This is a genomic window from Devosia sp. UYZn731 (assembly GCF_040546795.1).
Classification (GTDB): Bacteria; Pseudomonadota; Alphaproteobacteria; order Rhizobiales; family Devosiaceae; genus Devosia.
On record NZ_JBEPOL010000007.1, the window covers coordinates 110334 to 128684 of the forward strand.

The window sequence follows — 18351 nt, forward strand, 5'->3', positions numbered from 1 at the left end:
CAGCATAGGGCTGCCTAATTATGCGGATCAGAGGTCGGAAAATCGACTGTGGGTGGCCTCACCCCTGTCAGCAGGATGGACTCCTGATCAGTTTGCCACGAGCGTCCGTATCGAGTCCGAAATCTCAATAAGCCGATAGGGCTTGGAAAAGAACATACTGCCATCCGGCAGGTCCGTGATCTCGACGACTCTGTGGCCCGAGGTGACGATAATCCTCACAGGCGGCCATCTATCACGAACCGCGGCCGACAATCTCAACCCGTCCATGCTGCCGGGCATGTCGATGTCGGTGAACATGATCTGGATCGCTGGATTGGCCTGCAAAATCTCGATTGCCTCGTCGGCATTACCCGCTTCGAAAACCTCGAACCCATCATCGGCCAGGTGGTCAGCAATAGCCAACCGAACCAACGGTTCGTCTTCGACAACGAGCACCACAATCCTCGCAAACATAAGCGCCCCCGGCTATTATATTACGGTCAGCGACGCCGACTGACGACGGCTAACGCCTGACGATTGCTCCCGATCCATGCCATCTCATCACAAAGCGATGGCAACCGTTTCTGTGGACGGATGCTGCCGTTGCAGCGGCAGCGCTGGACGCTTGCGGTTCCGGGCCGGCGCCTCTTCTCAAGTCAAAGCGCAAGCGCATTTCTCACATCGACTTGGTAGATCGATGCGTTCGTCCGCATATTCAATTGGCGAAGACGGCTGCAGTTAAGGGCGCTACCTGGGGGCATCCGTTTTTTAACCGCTTCGGTAAGATGCCCCCGAGCGTGCCTCGCGGGCGATGATCGCGCCATCGCGATATGGCCACAGAATCGCGCCCTCAGGAGCGTGATGGCGCGACAGGTAGCACCTCAAATTGATATCGGTTACACGTGATCCACACGTCGCGGAAGGAACCAGACTCCTATGGCTAAACGCAAGCAAACCGTAGCCAGCACCGGTGTCGCCGGCCTCGATGAAGTTCTCCGCGGCGGATTGCCGGCGTCCAATCTTTACATTCTGCAAGGTGCCCCCGGTTCCGGCAAAACCACCGCGGCGCTCCAATTCCTTCGGGCGGGCGTCGAGCTGGGGGAAAGCTGCATCTATGTCAGTCTTTCCCAAACTGCGGCGGAACTCGAAGCAATTGCAGTGTCCCACGGCTGGAGCCTTGACGGGATCAGGGTTGAGGAGCTGTCGGCCTCGGATGCGATAAATGGCGCCGCGGATCAAACCATATTCCAGACTGCCGAGTTGCGCCTTGATGAGACGCGCAAAGCCATCGAGAACGCCATCGAGGAGCACAAGCCACGTCGGTTGGTCTATGACTCGCTGCTTGAAATTCGACTGATTACTGGCGACAGCCCACGATTTCGGCGTGAGCTTCTGGGCTTTAAAGCGTTCCTCGCGCAACGCAATGTCGTAGCGCTGTTGCTGGACACGCAAACCTCGGGAGCCGAGCGGAGCGGAGAGGAAGTGGAGGGCATCGCCCACGGCGTTATCCGGTTTGATAAGTCACTTGAGGAATATGGCGCGGTCCGGCGGCGTGTCGAAGTCAGCAAGATGCGCGGCGTGCCGATAGCCGATGGGTATCACGACATGGCCATCCGGGAAGGGCAGGGCGTGGTTGTTTTCCCCCGGATCATACCGGGCGCAGCGACGGAAGACGCAAAACCCCACCTGATCAAGTCTGGGGTTGCCGAGCTGGACGAGATGTTCGGCGGTGGCCAGGAAGCCGGAACGGTCACGCTGGTGATCGGCCAATCGGGAACCGGGAAGTCCACCATGGCGTCGCTCTATGCCACAGCTGCCCTCAAGCGGGGCGAGAGCGTAGCGCTGTTTTTGTTCGAGGAGCGGCTTGAGACCTTCTTCCGCCGCTCTGAGGGTCTTGGCATGGACTTGCGCCAGTTTCACAAAGACGGTCAGCTGATTATCAGTGATTTCAATCCCAACGAAATTTCTCCTGGCGAGTTTGCGCAGATCGTGCAGCAGGTCGTCGTGAGGGAGAAAATCCGTGTCGTCGTCATCGACAGCTTCACAGGCTATCTCAATTCCCTGCCACACCGCGAAAAAGCCGTGCGCGACATTCAATCGCTGCTGAAGTACCTGGCACGGTCGGGGGTGTTGACCATGCTGATCGTCGCTCAGCATGGCTTACTTGGCCAGAATGTCGGCATCGATGTGGATGTGAGCTTCCTTGGCGACACGGTTCTGCTGCTCCGGATTGCCGAACATGAAGGCCGCCTCAGGCGGAATATCGCCGTCGTTAAGAAGCGCCACGGGCCGCACGATCTCGATGTTCGAGAACTGCTGATTCAAAGCGGGGGAATTTCCGTCGTCTCTTATAACCCCTTGCCAGAGACGTGACCGCGCGTATGCAAGTTGAAGAGAGTGACCTCGATTGGGTGCTCATCCTGGCTCCATATCGACGCGACGGCGCATACTTGGAGGCGCTGCTGGTTGAACACGGCCTGCCCGTCCAGCAAGCCTTGGACGCGGAAGCCTTTGTAGCCTGCATCACGGATTCGCCCGGCGTAGTGGTGGTTACCCACGAGGCCCTCACGCCAGATGTGATCGAGGCTGTTTCCGTGCATCTGGTCGCGCAAGCGCATTGGTCTGAGTTGCCGATCGTGGTCTTGTTGGATCGATCAGTTCCGCACGCTCGCATTCGCTCTCAGCTCGAAAAGATTTGGCCCGGCGCGCGTCAGATTTACTACCAGCGACCGGTAGCAGGCCTTGAACTCATCAGCGGAATCCAGTCGGCGCTCGCTATCCGGCGTCGTCAAAAAGAGGTGCGTGATCATATCGATAAGGAGGTCGAGTTCCGCCTCGAACTTAACCACCGGGTCAAAAACATTCTCGCCAGCGTCTCATCAATTTTCCAAATGACGCGCCGCGGAGCCCATTCGGTCGATGAGCTTGCGGAGGATTTTGAGGGGCGCTTGAATGCCTTAGCCAATGTTCATTCGGCCGTCTTCCAAGCCGGAGGTGACGCCGTATCGTTGGCGACGGTCATCGACCTTACCGTGTTGCCGTACCGGACAGAGGGCGAGGGCCGGCTCGGTGTTCATGGCCCCGATATTACAATCACTGGCGAGGCCGGAACGACCTTGGCTCTGTGTCTGCACGAATTGGCTACCAACGCCATCAAATATGGAGCTATGTCTCAAGTTGCCGGGAAGGTCCTGCTAACCTGGGAAGTAACCAGCGATACTGAGCCGGTGTTTACGATGGAGTGGCAGGAAAGCGGCGGTCCTCCGGTGTCGGCTCCGACCAGGGTCGGTTACGGAACACGATACATCCGCTCGGCCCTGGCGACCTTGTTCGGCGAGCCTCCTGTCATGAGCTATGCGGCAGAAGGCTTTCGCTGCACTGTCAGCGGTCCGCTCCAGAGAATTTCGCCCGATGACCGGCCGGAGCGTCCAATTTTGTGAATGGGTTTCCCAACCTTGACGGCCTGGTGGCGGCAACGGACCACCTGCCAGGTCCGGGCCGGCGCGCAACATCGATCACCTGCTCCTGATGACCCCTGCGACGCGGCAATACTCGGCTCTATAAAGGCGTCGCGTCGTCATCAGCTAGAACAGCTCTCTCAAGCGCGGTTTTAAGGTCCTGCGAACCGAACGGTTTTCCGAGCAGCTCAAACCGCCCTTTGTGTTCGGTGGGCATTTCGGCATAGCCCGTCGCGACGATGATCTTAATATGGCCCCATCTCGCCGCGACGGTTGAGGCAAGCTCTCCCCCATTCATCTTCGGCATGGCGTAGTCGGTGACCAGGATATCAATCTTCTGGCTCTCCAGGATCGCCAAAGCTTCCTTCCCGGACGTCGCATCAAACACCTGGTGCCCCAGATCTTCCGCCATAGTTACGGTGTTGAGCAATACCAGAGCGTCGTCATCGACAACGAGAATGCGCTTGGCGGCGAATTCTTCTTCTACGGGCACGGGCGAGGTGCGTGCCGTTGTTGCAGCCGCCTCATCGGCGGCGAACGGCAACCACAGCTCCGCGGTGGTGCCACGGCCCTTCTTGCTAGAGAGGATAAACTTGCCGCCCGATTGCTCGGCGAGCCCATGGACCATCGACAAGCCCAGGCCGGTGCCCTTGCCAACACCCTTGGTCGTGAAGAACGGCTCCGTCGCCTTTGCCAGCGTGGCCTCGTCCATGCCTTCGCCCTGATCGGCGACCGAAAGGACCACATAGCTTCCCGGCTTGATCCTCGCGTCACCGCCCTCGCTGACAGTCTTGGCTGTCGCGCTTATCACGATCGATCCGCCCGCCGGCATTGCGTCACGCGCATTAACTGCAAGATTGAGTAGAGCGGACTCGAGCTGTGCCTTGTCAGTGCGCACCCTGGGAACCGAGAGGGGAAGCCGTGTGGTCACAAAGACGGAGGGGCCAAGCGATCGCTCCAGAATATCGCCCATGTCGCGGACTGCTTCTAGGACGTCAACGGCCCCCATGGTCAATTCCTGACGACGTGCGAAGGCAAGCATGCGTTGCGTGAGGGCCGCACCACGTTGAGCGCCCTGGATGGCGTTCTCGACAAACGGAGAAATCTTGGGATCGTACGAAAGCCGCTTGCTGACGATTTCCAGGCTGCCGAGCACTGCCATCAGAAGGTTATTGAAGTCGTGCGCGACCCCGCCGGTCAGTTGCCCGATGGCCTCCATCTTTTGGGCCTGGAATAGTGCCTCCCGCGCGCTTTCGAGCTGGGCCTGGGCCTCGCGACGCTCGGTGTTGTCGCGGGTGACCTTGGCAAAACCAACCAGCTCGCCCTGCTCGTCGCGAATAGCGTCGATCACGACATGCGCCCAAAATCGGCTGCCGTCCTTGCGCAGGCGCCAACCTTCGCGTTCGACGCTGCCTTTTTCTCGGGCAATATCGAGATTTTTGCCTGGCTCCCCGTTGAGACGCTCCTCGTCGGTGTAGAACCGAGAAAAGTGCTGGCCGATGATTTCGGCTTCCTCGTAGCCTTTGATGCGCTGGGCGCCAGCGTTCCAACTGGCGACCTTGCCTTCGGGATCAAGCATATAGAGCGCGTAGTCGGTAACGCCTTTGACCAGCCGCCGGAATTGTTCCTCGCTGACGCGCAGAGCGTCATGCTGTGCCTTGCGTTCGGTCAGGTCGCGTGTGATTTTCGCGAACCCGACCAATCTCCCATTACTGTCCAGGATGCGGTCGATAACGACGTTTGCCCAAAAGCGGCGGCCGTCCTTTCGCACCCGCCACCCCTCTTCTTCAAAACGACCCTCTTGGGCAGCACGCGCTAAGTTGCGCTGCGGCATGCCGGCAAGACGATCCTCTTCGGTATAGAAGCGAGCGAAGTTCTGACCGATGATTTCGTCGGCGGTATAGCCCTTGAAGCGTTGAGCACCGGCGTTCCAATTAATGACCGTGCCGTCGGGTTCAAGCATGTAGATGGCATAGTCGCTGATCGACTCGACAAGCAGCCGATACCGGCCGTCCGCAGTTGCAGACGCCTCAAAAGGATCGGATCGTTGCATAAATTACCCCTAGCGCGAAGTGAAGGCGACGCCCTTCGCAACCCGAAGGAACGGCAATCGGTCTAGATGGTTCCAACAAAAGGCAAATGACCCCAGATGCGAGCATTTTGCTCGTTTTATGCCTGAAATGACACTTAGGTTTGCCTGCCGCGCTGTGATTATCCTTGTTCGTGATCAGGCCCAGCGCCTTGAGCCCGGGCCTCGCGGCTCAATCGACACCTGATTGGCACCCCTGCTAGAACAGTCCCATATGCCGCTGCAGCGCCGCGGTGAAATGTGCCTGCAGCGCCGCTTCTGCAGCATTGGCGTCGCGGACCCTACAAGCCTGGATGATCTCCATGTGCTCGCGGAGTGAACGCAGCACCAGCGGCGGGGTAATCTTGCGTTCGAGGCGCACCAGCCGCAGGTAGTGGTGCATCCGTTTGTAGCTGCCATCTATCAACGGATTTTGCAGCGCACCGATGATGGCGTCATGCAGCTCGGATTCCAGCACTTCCATGGTTTCGTTCGTGTAGGCACTGAGGCCATGGTCCTCGATATGGCGCATCAGGGCTGCATGGCTGGTGGCCAGAGCATCCAGTGCGGCTTCGTCTGCGGTTTCGGCAAAGACGCGCACCGCGGCGCGCTCGATGATCGTGCGGAACTGGTAGGTCGATTTGGTCAGCTCCAGCCCCGGCTTGACAAACTGGATTCCGGAGCGCGGCAGGATTTTTAGCACGCCCTCGGCTTCCAGCACCCGCAATGCATCGCGCAGCGGCGCAACGGGCACGCCGAGCAACTCCACCAGTTCGGTCTGCGATACGAATGCGCCCGCAGGCAGCCGCCGATCGAACAGGTGCGCCAGGATGCGCTCATAAGCCAGATCGCTCAACCGGCCGGCATGGATCGGCCCGCTTGCCGGAACGGCCAAGTGACGTTCACCCACTTGCGAAGACCTCTTCGGTTCTATATTACGCTCGTCGTCTGATAGATCAGACAGAGCAATTAGTCGATCAGAACGTTGTATCATGCAAATCGCCGATTTCAGACTCACTCGATTCCAGTTTGCGCGCGATCGCGTGATCGGCGATAGCCAGGTCCGCGCCGACGACGCGAATTTGGCTGCCCTCGAGCTGGTTACCGACACCGGCGCGGTCGGTCTGGGTTTCGTACAGACCCTGTTTTTCCCGCTGCCCGATGTCGCCGAAATCGAACGCGTGTTTCGCAGCGAAGTCTGGCCCGGGCTGGAAGGGCAGGCGCCGGCCGCCTTGGCCCACCGTGTCGGCAGGCCGCGCGGCGGCAAGCAGCGAGCCCTTACGCTGCCATTCCATGAGGCGCTGCAGGTTGCGCTCTGGGATCTTGCGGCCAAGCAGGTCGATCTGCCGTTGCACAAGCTGCTCGGATCCTCGCGTGACCAGGTTCGTGCCTATGCCTCGGGACTGGACTATCACCTGACCGACGACGAATTCGTCGACCTCTTCGGCCATGCCGACGCGATCGGCTACCCGGCTTTCAAGATCAAGGTCGGTAATCCCGATTTTGAATGGGACCTGCATCGGCTGAACCTTTTGACCCGCACCGTCCGCAAGGACGCCAAGATCATGATCGACGCCAACGAGGCCTGGGGCGCCAAGGAAGCGCTGATGAAGCTCGAGACGATCCGCAAGGCCGGGTACGAGCTGCTCTGGGTCGAGGACCCGATCCTGCGCAACGATCATGACGGTCTGCGTCTGCTGCGCCAATCCGCGCCCTGGACCATGATCAATTCGGGCGAGTATCTGGACGCCAATGGCAAGCGCCTGCTGATGGAGGCGGGCGGCACTGACATTCTCAACGTGCATGGTCAGGTGACTGATGTCATGCGCGTTGGATGGCTTGCCGCCGATCGCGGCATTCCGGTCTCGCTGGGTAATACCTTCCTCGAAACCGGCGTGCATATGGCCGCCGCACTGCCCGAGGTCGAGTGGCTCGAATATTCATTCCAGAATTTCGATCATCTGGTCGATGAGCCGATCCGCATCGAAAATGGCGTGGCCTATGCGCCGGATCGCCCCGGGCATGGCCTGGTGCTGAGCGAAACTGCCCGCCGTGACTGGTCGCGGCCCAATCTGTTGCCGCGCGATCAGCTCGGCGAAGCCCCATTCAATCCGCGCACCAGAGGACAACAGCGCGCGGCCTGAAGTTTCGAGCAAATTACACTCCAGGGAGGAGCAACATGAATCTTCTGCGCACCACGGTAGCGCTCTCGGCGATCTTCGTCGCCGGCGCCGCCTTCGCCCAGGATGCCACCGGCATCACCGTCTGGGCCGACGCCAACCGCCAGCCGGCCGTCGAGGCGTTCATCGCCGCCCATCCGGAAGTTCCGGTCAATCTCGTCGTGGATGATGGCTCATCGGGTGCCTCGGGCACCTTCCAGACCAAGATCAGCCTCGCCGACCAAGCCGGCGAAGGCTGGCCGGACGTGGTGTTCTCGACCCAGAACAACGATGCCGCCTGGGCCACCAAAGAGACCAATGGCGTGCAGCCGTTCGCGCAGGTGCTGAACGAGGGCTTCCTCGGTGACGATTTCCTGAAAGGCTTCACCCCCGGCGCCCTCGATCCGGTCACCGTCGACGGCAAGGTCTATGGCCTGCGCAATGACCTCGCGCCGGTGCTGTTCTGGTATAACAAGACGCTGCTCGATGGTTTCGGCTATACAGCCCCGACCACGTGGGAGGAATACCAGGCGCTGGGCGATAAGCTCGCCGCCGACCATCCGGGCTACTTCCTCGGCGGCATCGGCGATGCGTTCGAAGGCCCCTATATCTACTACTGGAGCGGCCAGGCGCCGATCTTCCAGCTCGAGGGCGATACCTTCAAGTCGAACACCACCGATCCCAAAGCGGTGAAGGTCTCTAACCTGATCGACCATATGGTGGCCAATAAGTCGCTGACGCTCGACAGCGTGTTCGGCGCCAGCTTTGTCGCCACCGCCGCCAACCTCGTCGCCATCCCGGGCCCGGCCTGGTATGCCGGCGCACTGTTCCAGAACCCGGGCGGCGTCAACGCCAAGGCCGGCGACTGGGTCGCGGCGCCCCCGCTGTACTGGGAGGACGGCGAGAAGGTCACGGGTAACGTGGGCGGCGGCGTCTGGTATGCTTCGAGCCACACCACCAACCCTGAGGCGGTCAAGACCTTCCTCCAGTTCATCGTCTCCGACCCCAAGGTCGCGGGCACTGGCGGCCTGCCGGCTTACCAGGCTGCGGCCGATGCGTGGCTTGACGGCCAGGCAGCGAGCGGTTTCTACGCCGGCGACTTCAAGGCGGCGATCAACACTGCGGCGTCGAGCGTGTGGAATGGCTGGGGCTACCCCAATTTCTCGCCTGAAACCTCGTGGGCCAAGATCATCACGCCGGGCCTCGTCGCAGGCAAGACGATGACGGACCTGTCGTCCGATTGGCAGCAGGAAATGAAGAACGAGGCGCAGGTCGTCGGCTACACAGTCGAATAACCTGCGATATTGGAGGTCTGACGACGTGACCACGCTTGACCAACCGACTGCCCGCTCGACCACGAGCGGGCGGCCGGCCAAGGCCGGCCGCCACAGCATCGAGCGTGCGCAGGGGCGGATGGGTGCCGCGTTCGTCAGCCTTTATACCCTGTTCCTGTTGGCATTCGGCGTGTTGCCGATGCTCTATGCCATCTATCTCGCCTTCACCAAGAAGGGCGCGTTTGTCGGCGTCGACAATTTCCTCAAGGTGTTTAGGGACTACCGGTTCTGGCCGGCGGTCGAGCATGTCGGCATTTTCCTCGTCGTCTGGCTCGTCATGCTGGTGGTTCTGGTCGTGCTGCTGTCGCTGCTGGTCCACTCGATCGGTATCCGCTGGCTATCCACCGGCACCCGGTTCCTGTTTTATATTCCCGGCGCGCTCGCCGGCGCATCCAGTGTCATGCTCTGGCTCTTCGTGCTCGATCCCACCGTCAGCCCGGTGGGCTTCATGCTGCGGGCCTTCGGGTCAACCTCGCTGGTCGACGCGGTGCAGGTCGATCGGCTCCCGTTCGTCCTGGCCGTCATCGCCTTCTGGACCGGCGCTGGTGGCTGGATCGTGGTCATGTACGGCGCCCTCAACAATATCCCCAAGGACGTGATCGAGGCGGCGCGCGTCGATGGTGCCCGTCCCATCCGCATCGCCTGGTCGATCCAGATTCCGCTGATGCGCAAGTGGATCGCCTATATGGTGATCATGTCGTTTGCCGCGGGCACGCAGCTATTTGTCGAGCCTCGGGTGCTCTCGCAGGCGAGCCGAGGCGTTGTCGGGCAGGACTATTCGCTCAACCAGCTGGCCTTCCTCTACGCCTTCAAACAGTCGGACTTCAACGGCTCGGCGGCCATCTCGCTGATGCTGCTGGTGGTGGCGCTGGTCCTTTCCGTCTACTTCGTCTTCAAGGGTGGCTTGTTTGAGCGCGTCTGATTTTTCCATGGATGGGGCTGTTGGCCGCATGACGCCGGGCCGGTGGCTGGGCCGCGCCTTCGCGATCCTGATCCTCATCGTCTTCGTGCTGTTCTTCATCGTGCCGCTGGTCTGGCTCGTCCTGGCCCCGACCAAGACCGACCGGCAGCTGCTCCTGGAAATGCCCTTTGCCTTCGGCAGCTTCGAAACACTTGCCGCCAACTGGACGACGCTCGTCACGTTTCAGAAGGGGCTGATCTGGACCTGGATTGGCAACTCGGCCTTCTACTGCCTCGCAGCGTTGGCGATCACGCTGATCATCTCGATCCCGGCAGGCTACGCCATGGCGCTGACTGAGTTCCGCGGACGCCGCACGCTGCTGGCCGCGACCTTGATCGTGATGCTGGTGCCCTCAACCGCGCTGGTGCTGCCGATCTTTCTCGAACTCAGCGCCGTGAAGCTGATCGGCAACCCGCTGGCGGCGATCCTGCCCTTTTCGTTCTTCCCGTTCGGCGTCTATCTGACCTACATCTACTTCTCGACCGCCATCTCCCGCGACCTGTTGGACGCGGCGCGTGTCGATGGGGCCAATGAGTTTCAGGTGTTCACCAAGATCGCCATGCCGCTCGCCACACCGGTGATCGCATTGGTCGGCTTCTTCAATTTCACCGGCAACTGGAACAACTACTTCCTGCCCTATGTGACATTGCCGGGCAGAAAGTCGCCGGTACAGGTGGGGCTGGCGGAGCTGCTCTCCAACGTGCCGGCCTTCAATCCAACCAATGCCGCTTCGACCACCATCTCGCTGTCCTCGTTGGCGCTGGGGACGCTGCTGGCTATCGCGCCGGTGCTGATCGTGTTCCTGTTCGCGCAGCGCTATCTCGTCAGCGGCATGACCGCCGGCGGCATCAAGGGATAGGCAGATGGTCCAGCGGATGGGCATGGTGATCGGCGTTAAGCCCGACAAGCTCGACGAGTATAAGCGCCTCCACGCCAGTCCGTGGCCGGAAATGGACGCAGCGCTATCGGCGGCAAACATTGCCAACTACTCGATTTACCTGCGCGAGCCCGAAATGCTGCTGTTCGGCTATTGGGAATATGCGGGGACCGACTACGCGGCCGACATGGCCCTGCTCGGCGAGCGCTCCATCACCAAGCAATGGCTGGCATTGACCGACCCGTGCCAGGCGCCGCTCAAGACCGCCGCGCCAGGCGAGTGGTGGAGCACCATCCCGGAAATCTACCACCTGGACTGAGGAGACCTCGATGGTGCAGCTCAACGGACGGGCCTATAGCCGCCGCGAGATCGCTGAGCATGCCGGCGCGCTGAGCCAGTTCGCAGGCGTTCGGCTGATGACGCTGGGCGACGGCGTCGAGCGCGGCATCCGCATGCTCGAATTCCGGACCGGCACCGGGCTACGCTTCACGGCGCTGGTCGATCGGGCGATGGACATCGCCGATTGCGAGTTCAGGGGGGTACCCATCGGCTGGAATTCCCCGGCCGGATTCCGGCATCCGGGTCTGCACGAATATGAAGGGGAGGGCGGTCTCGCCTGGGCGCGCTCGTTCTCCGGCCTCATGGTCACCTGCGGCTTGGACCATATCCTCTTCATGAACGAGGTCTCGGCGCAGACCTATATCTATTCTCCCAAGAAGACCGTCAGCCATTCGCTGCATGGCCGTGTCGGCACGATCCCGGCGCGCCTGACCGGCTATGGCGAGCGCTGGGAGGACGATCGCTGCTTCCTCTGGGCCGAGGGCGTGGTGCAGCAATCGGCCGTGTTCGGCGAGGATTTACACTTGATCCGCCGGATCGAGGCGGAGGTGGGGACCAACGAAATCCGGCTCACCGATCGCGTGGTCAATCACGGCTTCTACAAGACGCCGCATATGCTCTGTTACCACATCAATGTAGGCCATCCCGTTCTTGACGCGGGCTCGCGCTATCTGGCCCCGATCCGGGACGTCGTCTGGGCTGCGCATGCCGGCGCCGATTATCGCAGTCAGGATACCGGCTACCGCACGCTACCGGCGCCGAAGCTCGATTTTCACGAACAGGTCTGGCAGCACGAGCTAGGCGCCGACGCGAATGGGGAGGTGCCGGTGGCGCTGGTCAATGACCGGCTCGGCGTTGGGTTCGAGGTGACCACCCGCAAGGATCAGTTCCCCTGCCAGTTCGAGTGGCAGAACCTGCAGGCGGGGCAATATGCGTTGGGCATCGAACCATCGACGCACCACGTGCTGGGCAATCAGGCGGCGCGTGATCGCGGCGAGATGATCTGGCTGCAGCATGGCGAGGAGCGGCGGTATGATTCAACCTTCCGCATTCTCGATGGCGCGGCGGCCATCGCGGCATCGGAAGCGCGCATCCGCGCCATTTCCGGCCAGCCGGATGACGATTACCCGGAGCCATCAAACAACCATATCAAGATCGAAGGACGCGGCTGATGGGCAAGGACAATTTCGGCTCGCTGGCGGGCAAGACGGTGCTCTACACCGGTGCCGCCGGTGGCCTTGGGCTCGAAACCACACTGCATCTGCTGCAAACCGGCGCGCGCGTCATCGCCATCGACAACGACGACGCCAAGATCGCGGCGCTGCGGGCCGCGGCCGCTGAGCAAGGCCTCGACGGCCTCGCCATCCATAAGCTCGACCTGTCCGATCTCGAGGGCCTGCGCGGCGCCTTGCAGGCCATTGCCGACGAGATCGGCGGCTTCGATGTCGTCATCAACAATGCCGCGATCTATCCCTCGAAGAAGTTCGAGGACTATACGCTGGCCGAAATGCAGCGCGTGCAGACAATCAATGTCGATGCCGGCATCGTCTGCGTCCAGGTCGCGCTACCCTTCATGAAGGCCAAGGGCTGGGGGCGCATCATCAACATGTCCTCGATCACCCGCTCCGGCGGCTGGTCGGACCTAACGCCCTATGTGCAGTCCAAGGCCGCCTTGGTGGGTCTGGCGCGCGCCTGGGCCCGCGAATTCGGTGCCTATGGCATCACCGTCAACGCCATCGCGCCCGGCGCCTTCCCCACAGACGCCGAAAAAATCCATCCCGATCTCGTTGCTTACGAGAAGCGCATAATCGACAGCCAGGCGATCAAGCGCCGCGGCAATTCCAACGATATCGCCAATGCGCTGATGTTCCTCGCCTCGGACGCGGCTTCCTTCATCACCGGCCAGACCATCAATGTCGATGGCGGCTGGATCATGTACTGACCTGGAGTTTCCATGGGTATCCTCAGCGGCTATCGCGTTCTCGATTGCTCCATCGCCATGGCCGGTCCCTTCGCGGCGCAGCGCCTGGGCGATCTCGGCGCCGACGTGGTCAAGGTCGAGCCGGTGACCGGCGAATGGCAGCGCCATACCGCGGCCGGTGGCGCGCGGGGCAACAAGGTCAATGTCTCGTTCCTCTCGCTCAACCGCAACAAACGTTCGCTGGCGGTCGACCTCAAGCATCCGGACGGCAAGGCCATCCTGCTCGAACTGGTCAAGACCGCCGACGTGTTCCTGCAGAACTACAGGCCCGGCGTCGCCAAGCGGCTGGGCGTCGATTACGAGACGCTGAGCCAGATCAACCCGCGCCTGATCTACGTGTCGATTTCCGGCTATGGCGAGGACGGGCCCTATCTCAACCGTCCCGGCCAGGACCTTGTCCTGCAGGGCATGTCCGGGGCCATGCTGTCGGCCGGTCGCGCGGGCGAGCCACCCAACCCCGCCGGCCAGTATCTGGTCGACGCGATCACCGCCTATAACGCGTTCGAGGGCGCGCTGGCCGCGCTGCTTCATCGCGAACGGACTGGCGAGGGGCAGAAGGTCGAGGTCAACATGCTCGATGCCATCACCACGATCCAGATGCAGGAACTCTCGGTGTTCACCGTCGGCGGCAAGCCGCAGACCCGTTCGGCCGAGCCGCATGCCCACGTCTATATCCGCGCGCCCTACGGCGCTTTCGCGACGTCGGACGGCTTCATCATCGTGGCCTTCCCCAAGCTGGCAAACCTCGGCAATGTCATCGGTGAGCCGAGCTTCCTGACCATGGACGATGAGGTGGATACGTGGAGCCGGCGCGACGAAATTTTCGCCAAGACCCGCGAGCGCCTCAAGACCAAGACCTCCGCCGAATGGCTGGCGCTGCTGCGCGCCGCCGATATCTGGTGCGGTCCGGTCTATGGTTATGCCGATCTGGTCGAGGATGAGCAGATCAAGCACAACGGCACCTTCGTGGAATATGACCACCCCACCGAAGGCCATGTGAAGACGCCGGGTTTTCCGATCCGATTCTCCAAGACGCCCTCGACTGTCGATCGCGGCGCGCCGGTGACGGGGCAGGATACCGCCGACGTGCTCCGGGAGGCGGGCTACGACGAGGCCACCATCGCCCGGCTGTTGGGTGAAGGCGCCATCGTCCAAGGGACGATCTGATGAGCATCTTGGTCGAACGCGAGGATGGAGTCGGCATCATCACCATCAACCGGCCGGAAAAGCTCAATGCGATGACGCCGGACATGGCGGCCGCATTGGTCGCGGCGGTCAACGACTTCAACACCGACGATGCGATCCGCTGCGTCGTCATCACCGGGGCGGGTGAAAAAGCCTTCTGCGCGGGCTCGGATATCCGCACGCTGGACGACTACGACTCAGCGTGGAATTTCCGCAACCGGCCGGATTATTGTGACGCGATCCGGGCACTGCTCAAGCCCTCGATAGCGGCGGTCAACGGTTACGCGTTTGGGGGCGGGCTGGAGACAGCAATGACCTGCGACATCCGCATCGCCTCTACCAATGCCAGCTTCGCCGCACCGGAAATCAAGCTGGGCTGGATCGGCGGTGGCGGCATGGCGGTTAACCTCGCCCACGCCGTGGGACCGTCCAACGCCGCCCTGATGATCATGACCGGTGATCCGATCGACGCCACCACGGCCGAACGTTGGGGCCTCGTGTCCCGCGTGGTTCCTCAGCAGACCCTGATGGCCGAAGCCAAAAACATCGCCAAGGCCATCGCCGCCCGCGCCCCCATCGCTGCCGAAACCGCCAAGCTCAACCTCCGCGCCGCCTGGGCCCTCAGCATCGAGGATGCGATTGCCTATGAGCGCGATCTCCAGGCCATCTGCTTTGCAACCGAGGACGCCAAGGAAGGGCGGGCCGCTTTCAAGGAGAAGCGGTCTCCAATATTTCGAAGACGCTAGCCTAAAGCGAGTTCACCTATTCTGGAGGCGCCAGGCTTCGTACCGCGCCTTGGCTTCGGCGTTGGGAGGATAGGCGCCCAGCGTCGGGGCGCCCGAGTCTATCTCGAGCTTGATGAACACTTCGTGCTCCTCCATCGCGACGGCTTCGTCGGCTATTTCCTCGACATATTTGCGCGGAATGACGATCACGGCCTCGCCATCACCAAACATGATATCGTCGGGATAGACCGCCACGCCCCCGCAGGCGATCGGCTGGTTCATGTCCGAGGCGTGGTGCGCCACCAGGTTCGCCGGAGCAGCGGCGCCGAGGCAATATGTGGTCAGGTCGAGCGTCGCCATGTCGATCGTGTCGCGCACGCCGCCATCCAGCACCAGGCCCTCGGCCTGGCGATAGACCAGGCGACGGGCAAGCACGGCGCCGATGCCGGCAATCTCCGGCATGGAGCGGCAATCCAGCACGAGGACGTGACCGGCCTCTATCGTGTCGATGGCCTTGCGCTGGAAGTTGGAGGGGTCTGAGCTGTATTCGGAACCGTCGATATCCTCGCGCGCCGGGATATAGCGCACGGTCAACGCTGGGCCGACCATCGGTTCAGTAATGGTGCCGAGCAGCTTGACCCCGCGAACAGCGGTATTGCGCATCCCGCGCTTGAGCAGCAGCGTGCTCAGGGTGGCCGAACTCGCACGCTTCAATTTGCGCTGCGTATTGAGATCCAAAAGCGTCATGTCGCTCCTCCTTGACGCAAGGCCAATAGCAGGCTTCGTCGCAGAAGTTCAATATGGGATTTATAATTTCTTATTTGGAACTTGGTTTGCGCCCATTGATAGTGCGCATCACCGCGTCGGCACTGTCCAGCACTTCCTTGCGAATGGCGCGGGTTCGCTCGGGAGTGGCATCGCCGATAAACGGCACGCTGATGGCGGCCACGAAGTGCCCCTCGGCGTCGAAGACCGGCGCTGCCAAGGCGCGAATGCCCAGGCTGGATTCCAGATTGTCATCGGCAAAGCCGTCGCGCCGAATCCGTGCCAAGGTCTCCAGCAAAGCCTCAGGCTCGGTGATGGTATAGGGCGTGCGCGCCGTCAGGCCCATTGCGCAATATTGCGCCACGGCCTCGGCATCGTCATAGGCCAGCGCGAGCTTGCCCGACGCGCCGACATGCTTGGGCGTCTTGGCCCCAATACGGATCGTCAGGGCATATTCCGCGGGGCTTGCGACACCGAATATGGCCATCATCTCATGGCCTTCGGGGGCCGAAAGCTTGAACGATTCGCGGAGGCGCTCGGCCGCCGATTGCAGGATCGGTTTAGCGGCTTCGGTCAGCGTGACGCGGTCTGCATTGGGCGAAATGCGGCGCGCCAGTTCGATGAACTTGGGGCCGAGCGCATAATTTGACCCGCCATTGACGCGAGCAACCAGGCCGTGTGCCGTCAGCGAATTGAGAATGCGATACACCGTCGAGCGCGCAACGCCCAGTTTGTCGACCAGTTCGTTGAGCGAGATGCCCGCAGGCGCATCCGCGATTGCGCCGAGCAGGTGGGCAGTTTTCTCAACCACAGGCGAACCATGTCGGATTTCATCCATGAACTTAAAAAACCCTATTTGAAACCAAGATTGACAATCTAGGTTCCGTATGCTGAATTTGATGACGAGCCGATGTCACATTTGAAACTAGCTCACTTGGTGGACGCGGTACAGGGAGGAATTTGATGACTGCACAACAGCCGCTCCGCTGGGGCGCCACGCTTTTGACCACACTGCTGCTGGGGACTGCCATGGCCAGCCCCGCGTCCGCGCAAGCCGACAGCCTGACGGTCGTGGTGACCGACGAGGCGAAATCGCTCGATCCCTGCGACACCGACCTGTCCAATAATTCGCGCGTACTGCGCAACAACGTCACCGAGACGCTGGTCAATCTGGACCCGGCAAATGGGGCGGTGCTGCCGAGCCTGGCAACGGAGTGGAGCCAAGTCGACGATTTGACCTGGGAATTCAAGCTGCGCGAAGGCGTGATGTTTCACGACGGCACACCCTTCGACGCCGCCGCCGTCGCCGCAGCGCTGATCCGAGCACAATCGCCGGATCTGGGTTGCGAAGTTGCCAATGCAGATCTGAAGGGCGTGGTCTTCACCCCCGAAGTCGTTGATCCTCTGACCCTGCGGATCAGCACCGACATCGTCGAGCCGATCCTGCCCAACAAGATGGCGTCGCTCGATATCGGCTCTCCTTCTACCCCGGCCGATGCCAAGACCCGCGCGCCGATCGGCACCGGCCCCTATACTCTCGCCGCCTGGAACGAAGGCCAGTCCGTCGTGCTGGCCGGCTTCGATGGCTATTGGGGTGACAAGCCTGCCATCGCCAACGTCAACATCTTCTGGCGTGCCGAGTCCGCCGTTCGTGCTGCCATGGTGGATACCGGCGAGGCGCAGATCGCCTTCGAGATCGCCCCGCAGGATGCCACGACCGCGAACGATTACGCCTATCTCAATGCCGAGACCAGCTTGCTCCGCATCGACCAGGCCATTGCTCCGCTCGACGACAAGCGCGTGCGTGAAGCGCTGAACCTCGCCATCGATCGCGATGGCCTGATCGGCACCGTCTTCCATGCGGGGGCGCAAAAGGCGATGCAGGTCGTGTTGCCATCGGTGTTTGGTTACAATCCCAATATTCCAGTCTGGACCTACGATCCGGAGCGCTCGCGCGCCCTGCTCGAACAAGCCCGTGCCGATGGCGTCGCGGTGGATACCGAAATCGTGCTTTACGGCCGCATTGGCATCTATCCGAACTCCTCGGAAAGCCTCGAGGCCATCCAGGCCATGCTGCTTGACGCCGGCTTCAACGTCCGGCTCGAAATGATGGAGACCAATCCCTGGCTGGCCAAGCTGATCAAGCCCTGGGAAGGTACCCGTCAGCCGAGCATTCTGCAGTCCCAGATCGACAACACGCAGGGCGACGCGGTCTTCACGCTGCCCAACCGCTTCACCACCGATGGCAATACGTCCACGACGGTCGACACCGCGCTCGATGCGCTGATCGCCAATGCCTCAAAGGCCACTGGCGAGGAGCGGCAGAAGCTGTTCCAGGAGGCGTTCAAGGTGATCGCAGTGGACGATATCAACATCGTGCCACTGTTCCACATGGTGACCAGCGCCCGCATCGCGCCGAGCATCACCTATGTGCCCGATGTCCAGGCCGGCAACGAGCTCAAGCTCAAATCCATCACCTATCGCTGAACGTGACCCCAGGCTTGCCCGGCATATCGCCGG

Annotated in this window: 17 protein-coding genes; 12 read left to right on the top strand and 5 right to left on the bottom strand. The window is 61.5% G+C overall.

Translation table 11 applies throughout. From position 1 onward, the window contains the following. Positions 1–87: 87 nt before the first annotated feature. On the bottom strand, positions 88–435 hold the full coding sequence (locus ABIB57_RS18090) for a response regulator (protein ID WP_354042589.1): 348 nt from the start codon (positions 433–435) through the stop codon (positions 88–90). Between the two features lie 480 nt (positions 436–915). Between ABIB57_RS18090 and ABIB57_RS18095 the strand changes: the two genes are divergently transcribed. Continuing rightward, complete coding sequence (locus tag ABIB57_RS18095) at positions 916–2352, top strand: DUF7125 family protein (protein ID WP_354042590.1); 1437 nt, start codon at positions 916–918, stop codon at positions 2350–2352. Between the two features lie 8 nt (positions 2353–2360). Further along, positions 2361–3419 (top strand): sensor histidine kinase, encoded by a 1059-nt coding sequence (locus ABIB57_RS18100; protein WP_354042591.1) that lies wholly within the window; start codon positions 2361–2363, stop codon positions 3417–3419. A 118-nt stretch (positions 3420–3537) separates the two neighbouring features. Here ABIB57_RS18100 and ABIB57_RS18105 read toward each other — a convergent pair whose 3' ends face one another. Both ABIB57_RS18105 and ABIB57_RS18110 read right to left on the bottom strand, forming a co-directional pair. Continuing rightward, the gene (locus tag ABIB57_RS18105) at positions 3538–5490 is read right to left on the bottom strand and encodes a hybrid sensor histidine kinase/response regulator (RefSeq protein WP_354042592.1); all 1953 of its coding nucleotides are present in this window, start codon (positions 5488–5490) and stop codon (positions 3538–3540) included. A 235-nt stretch (positions 5491–5725) separates the two neighbouring features. After that, on the bottom strand, positions 5726–6400 hold the full coding sequence (locus ABIB57_RS18110) for a GntR family transcriptional regulator (RefSeq protein ID WP_354042593.1): 675 nt from the start codon (positions 6398–6400) through the stop codon (positions 5726–5728). Between the two features lie 97 nt (positions 6401–6497). Between ABIB57_RS18110 and ABIB57_RS18115 the strand changes: the two genes are divergently transcribed. Genes ABIB57_RS18115 through ABIB57_RS18155 form a run of 9 tightly spaced genes read left to right on the top strand, consistent with a single transcriptional unit; the run spans position 6498 to position 15087 of the window. After that, a complete protein-coding gene (locus tag ABIB57_RS18115; protein WP_354042594.1) occupies positions 6498–7649 on the top strand; it encodes a mandelate racemase/muconate lactonizing enzyme family protein in 1152 nt (383 codons plus the stop codon). Between the two features lie 35 nt (positions 7650–7684). Further along, positions 7685–8959 carry an ABC transporter substrate-binding protein gene (locus ABIB57_RS18120; protein ID WP_354042595.1) on the top strand — a complete coding sequence of 425 codons (1275 nt, stop codon included), beginning with the start codon at positions 7685–7687 and terminating at the stop codon, positions 8957–8959. 25 nt (positions 8960–8984) lie between these two features. After that, positions 8985–9920, top strand: a complete 936-nt coding sequence (locus ABIB57_RS18125) for a carbohydrate ABC transporter permease (protein WP_354042597.1) — start codon at positions 8985–8987, stop codon at positions 9918–9920. Then, complete coding sequence (locus ABIB57_RS18130) at positions 9907–10818, top strand: carbohydrate ABC transporter permease (RefSeq protein WP_354042598.1); 912 nt, start codon at positions 9907–9909, stop codon at positions 10816–10818. The genes ABIB57_RS18125 and ABIB57_RS18130 overlap by 14 nt, the downstream gene beginning before the upstream one ends. A 4-nt stretch (positions 10819–10822) precedes the next feature. Beyond that, positions 10823–11155 (top strand): L-rhamnose mutarotase, encoded by a 333-nt coding sequence (locus ABIB57_RS18135; protein WP_354042599.1) that lies wholly within the window; start codon positions 10823–10825, stop codon positions 11153–11155. Positions 11156–11165: 10 nt separating this feature from the next. Next, the gene (locus tag ABIB57_RS18140) at positions 11166–12347 is read left to right on the top strand and encodes an aldose 1-epimerase family protein (protein ID WP_354042600.1); all 1182 of its coding nucleotides are present in this window, start codon (positions 11166–11168) and stop codon (positions 12345–12347) included. After that, positions 12347–13117, top strand: a complete 771-nt coding sequence (locus tag ABIB57_RS18145; RefSeq protein ID WP_354042601.1) for an SDR family NAD(P)-dependent oxidoreductase — start codon at positions 12347–12349, stop codon at positions 13115–13117. Before ABIB57_RS18140 ends, ABIB57_RS18145 begins: the two co-directional genes overlap by 1 nt. 12 nt (positions 13118–13129) lie before the next feature. Then, the gene (locus ABIB57_RS18150; RefSeq protein WP_354042602.1) at positions 13130–14323 is read left to right on the top strand and encodes a CaiB/BaiF CoA transferase family protein; all 1194 of its coding nucleotides are present in this window, start codon (positions 13130–13132) and stop codon (positions 14321–14323) included. Next, complete coding sequence (locus tag ABIB57_RS18155) at positions 14323–15087, top strand: enoyl-CoA hydratase/isomerase family protein (protein ID WP_354042603.1); 765 nt, start codon at positions 14323–14325, stop codon at positions 15085–15087. Before ABIB57_RS18150 ends, ABIB57_RS18155 begins: the two co-directional genes overlap by 1 nt. A 12-nt stretch (positions 15088–15099) precedes the next feature. Here the strand turns inward: ABIB57_RS18155 and ABIB57_RS18160 are convergent, their stop codons facing one another. Both ABIB57_RS18160 and ABIB57_RS18165 read right to left on the bottom strand, forming a co-directional pair. Next, complete coding sequence (locus ABIB57_RS18160) at positions 15100–15813, bottom strand: RraA family protein (RefSeq protein ID WP_354042604.1); 714 nt, start codon at positions 15811–15813, stop codon at positions 15100–15102. A 70-nt stretch (positions 15814–15883) separates the two neighbouring features. After that, on the bottom strand, positions 15884–16669 hold the full coding sequence (locus tag ABIB57_RS18165) for an IclR family transcriptional regulator (RefSeq protein ID WP_354042605.1): 786 nt from the start codon (positions 16667–16669) through the stop codon (positions 15884–15886). A gap of 125 nt (positions 16670–16794) precedes the next feature. On the opposite strand from ABIB57_RS18165, the gene ABIB57_RS18170 reads away from it, so the two are divergent. Then, on the top strand, positions 16795–18318 hold the full coding sequence (locus ABIB57_RS18170) for an ABC transporter substrate-binding protein (RefSeq protein WP_354042606.1): 1524 nt from the start codon (positions 16795–16797) through the stop codon (positions 18316–18318). Positions 18319–18351: the final 33 nt, after the last annotated feature.

What these genes read in the sequence shown, in the direction of transcription:
- ABIB57_RS18095 (WP_354042590.1), top strand. Translation starts at nt 916, where the DNA reads ATGGCTAAACGCAAGCAAACCGTAGCCAGCACCGGTGTCGCCGGCCTC.
- ABIB57_RS18100 (WP_354042591.1), top strand. Translation starts at nt 2,361, where the DNA reads ATGCAAGTTGAAGAGAGTGACCTCGATTGGGTGCTCATCCTGGCTCCA.
- ABIB57_RS18105 (WP_354042592.1), bottom strand. Translation starts at nt 5,490, where the DNA reads ATGCAACGATCCGATCCTTTTGAGGCGTCTGCAACTGCGGACGGCCGG.
- ABIB57_RS18115 (WP_354042594.1), top strand. Translation starts at nt 6,498, where the DNA reads ATGCAAATCGCCGATTTCAGACTCACTCGATTCCAGTTTGCGCGCGAT.
- ABIB57_RS18120 (WP_354042595.1), top strand. Translation starts at nt 7,685, where the DNA reads ATGAATCTTCTGCGCACCACGGTAGCGCTCTCGGCGATCTTCGTCGCC.
- ABIB57_RS18135 (WP_354042599.1), top strand. Translation starts at nt 10,823, where the DNA reads ATGGTCCAGCGGATGGGCATGGTGATCGGCGTTAAGCCCGACAAGCTC.
- ABIB57_RS18140 (WP_354042600.1), top strand. Translation starts at nt 11,166, where the DNA reads ATGGTGCAGCTCAACGGACGGGCCTATAGCCGCCGCGAGATCGCTGAG.
- ABIB57_RS18145 (WP_354042601.1), top strand. Translation starts at nt 12,347, where the DNA reads ATGGGCAAGGACAATTTCGGCTCGCTGGCGGGCAAGACGGTGCTCTAC.
- ABIB57_RS18150 (WP_354042602.1), top strand. Translation starts at nt 13,130, where the DNA reads ATGGGTATCCTCAGCGGCTATCGCGTTCTCGATTGCTCCATCGCCATG.
- ABIB57_RS18155 (WP_354042603.1), top strand. Translation starts at nt 14,323, where the DNA reads ATGAGCATCTTGGTCGAACGCGAGGATGGAGTCGGCATCATCACCATC.
- ABIB57_RS18160 (WP_354042604.1), bottom strand. Translation starts at nt 15,813, where the DNA reads ATGACGCTTTTGGATCTCAATACGCAGCGCAAATTGAAGCGTGCGAGT.
- ABIB57_RS18165 (WP_354042605.1), bottom strand. Translation starts at nt 16,669, where the DNA reads ATGGATGAAATCCGACATGGTTCGCCTGTGGTTGAGAAAACTGCCCAC.
- ABIB57_RS18170 (WP_354042606.1), top strand. Translation starts at nt 16,795, where the DNA reads ATGACTGCACAACAGCCGCTCCGCTGGGGCGCCACGCTTTTGACCACA.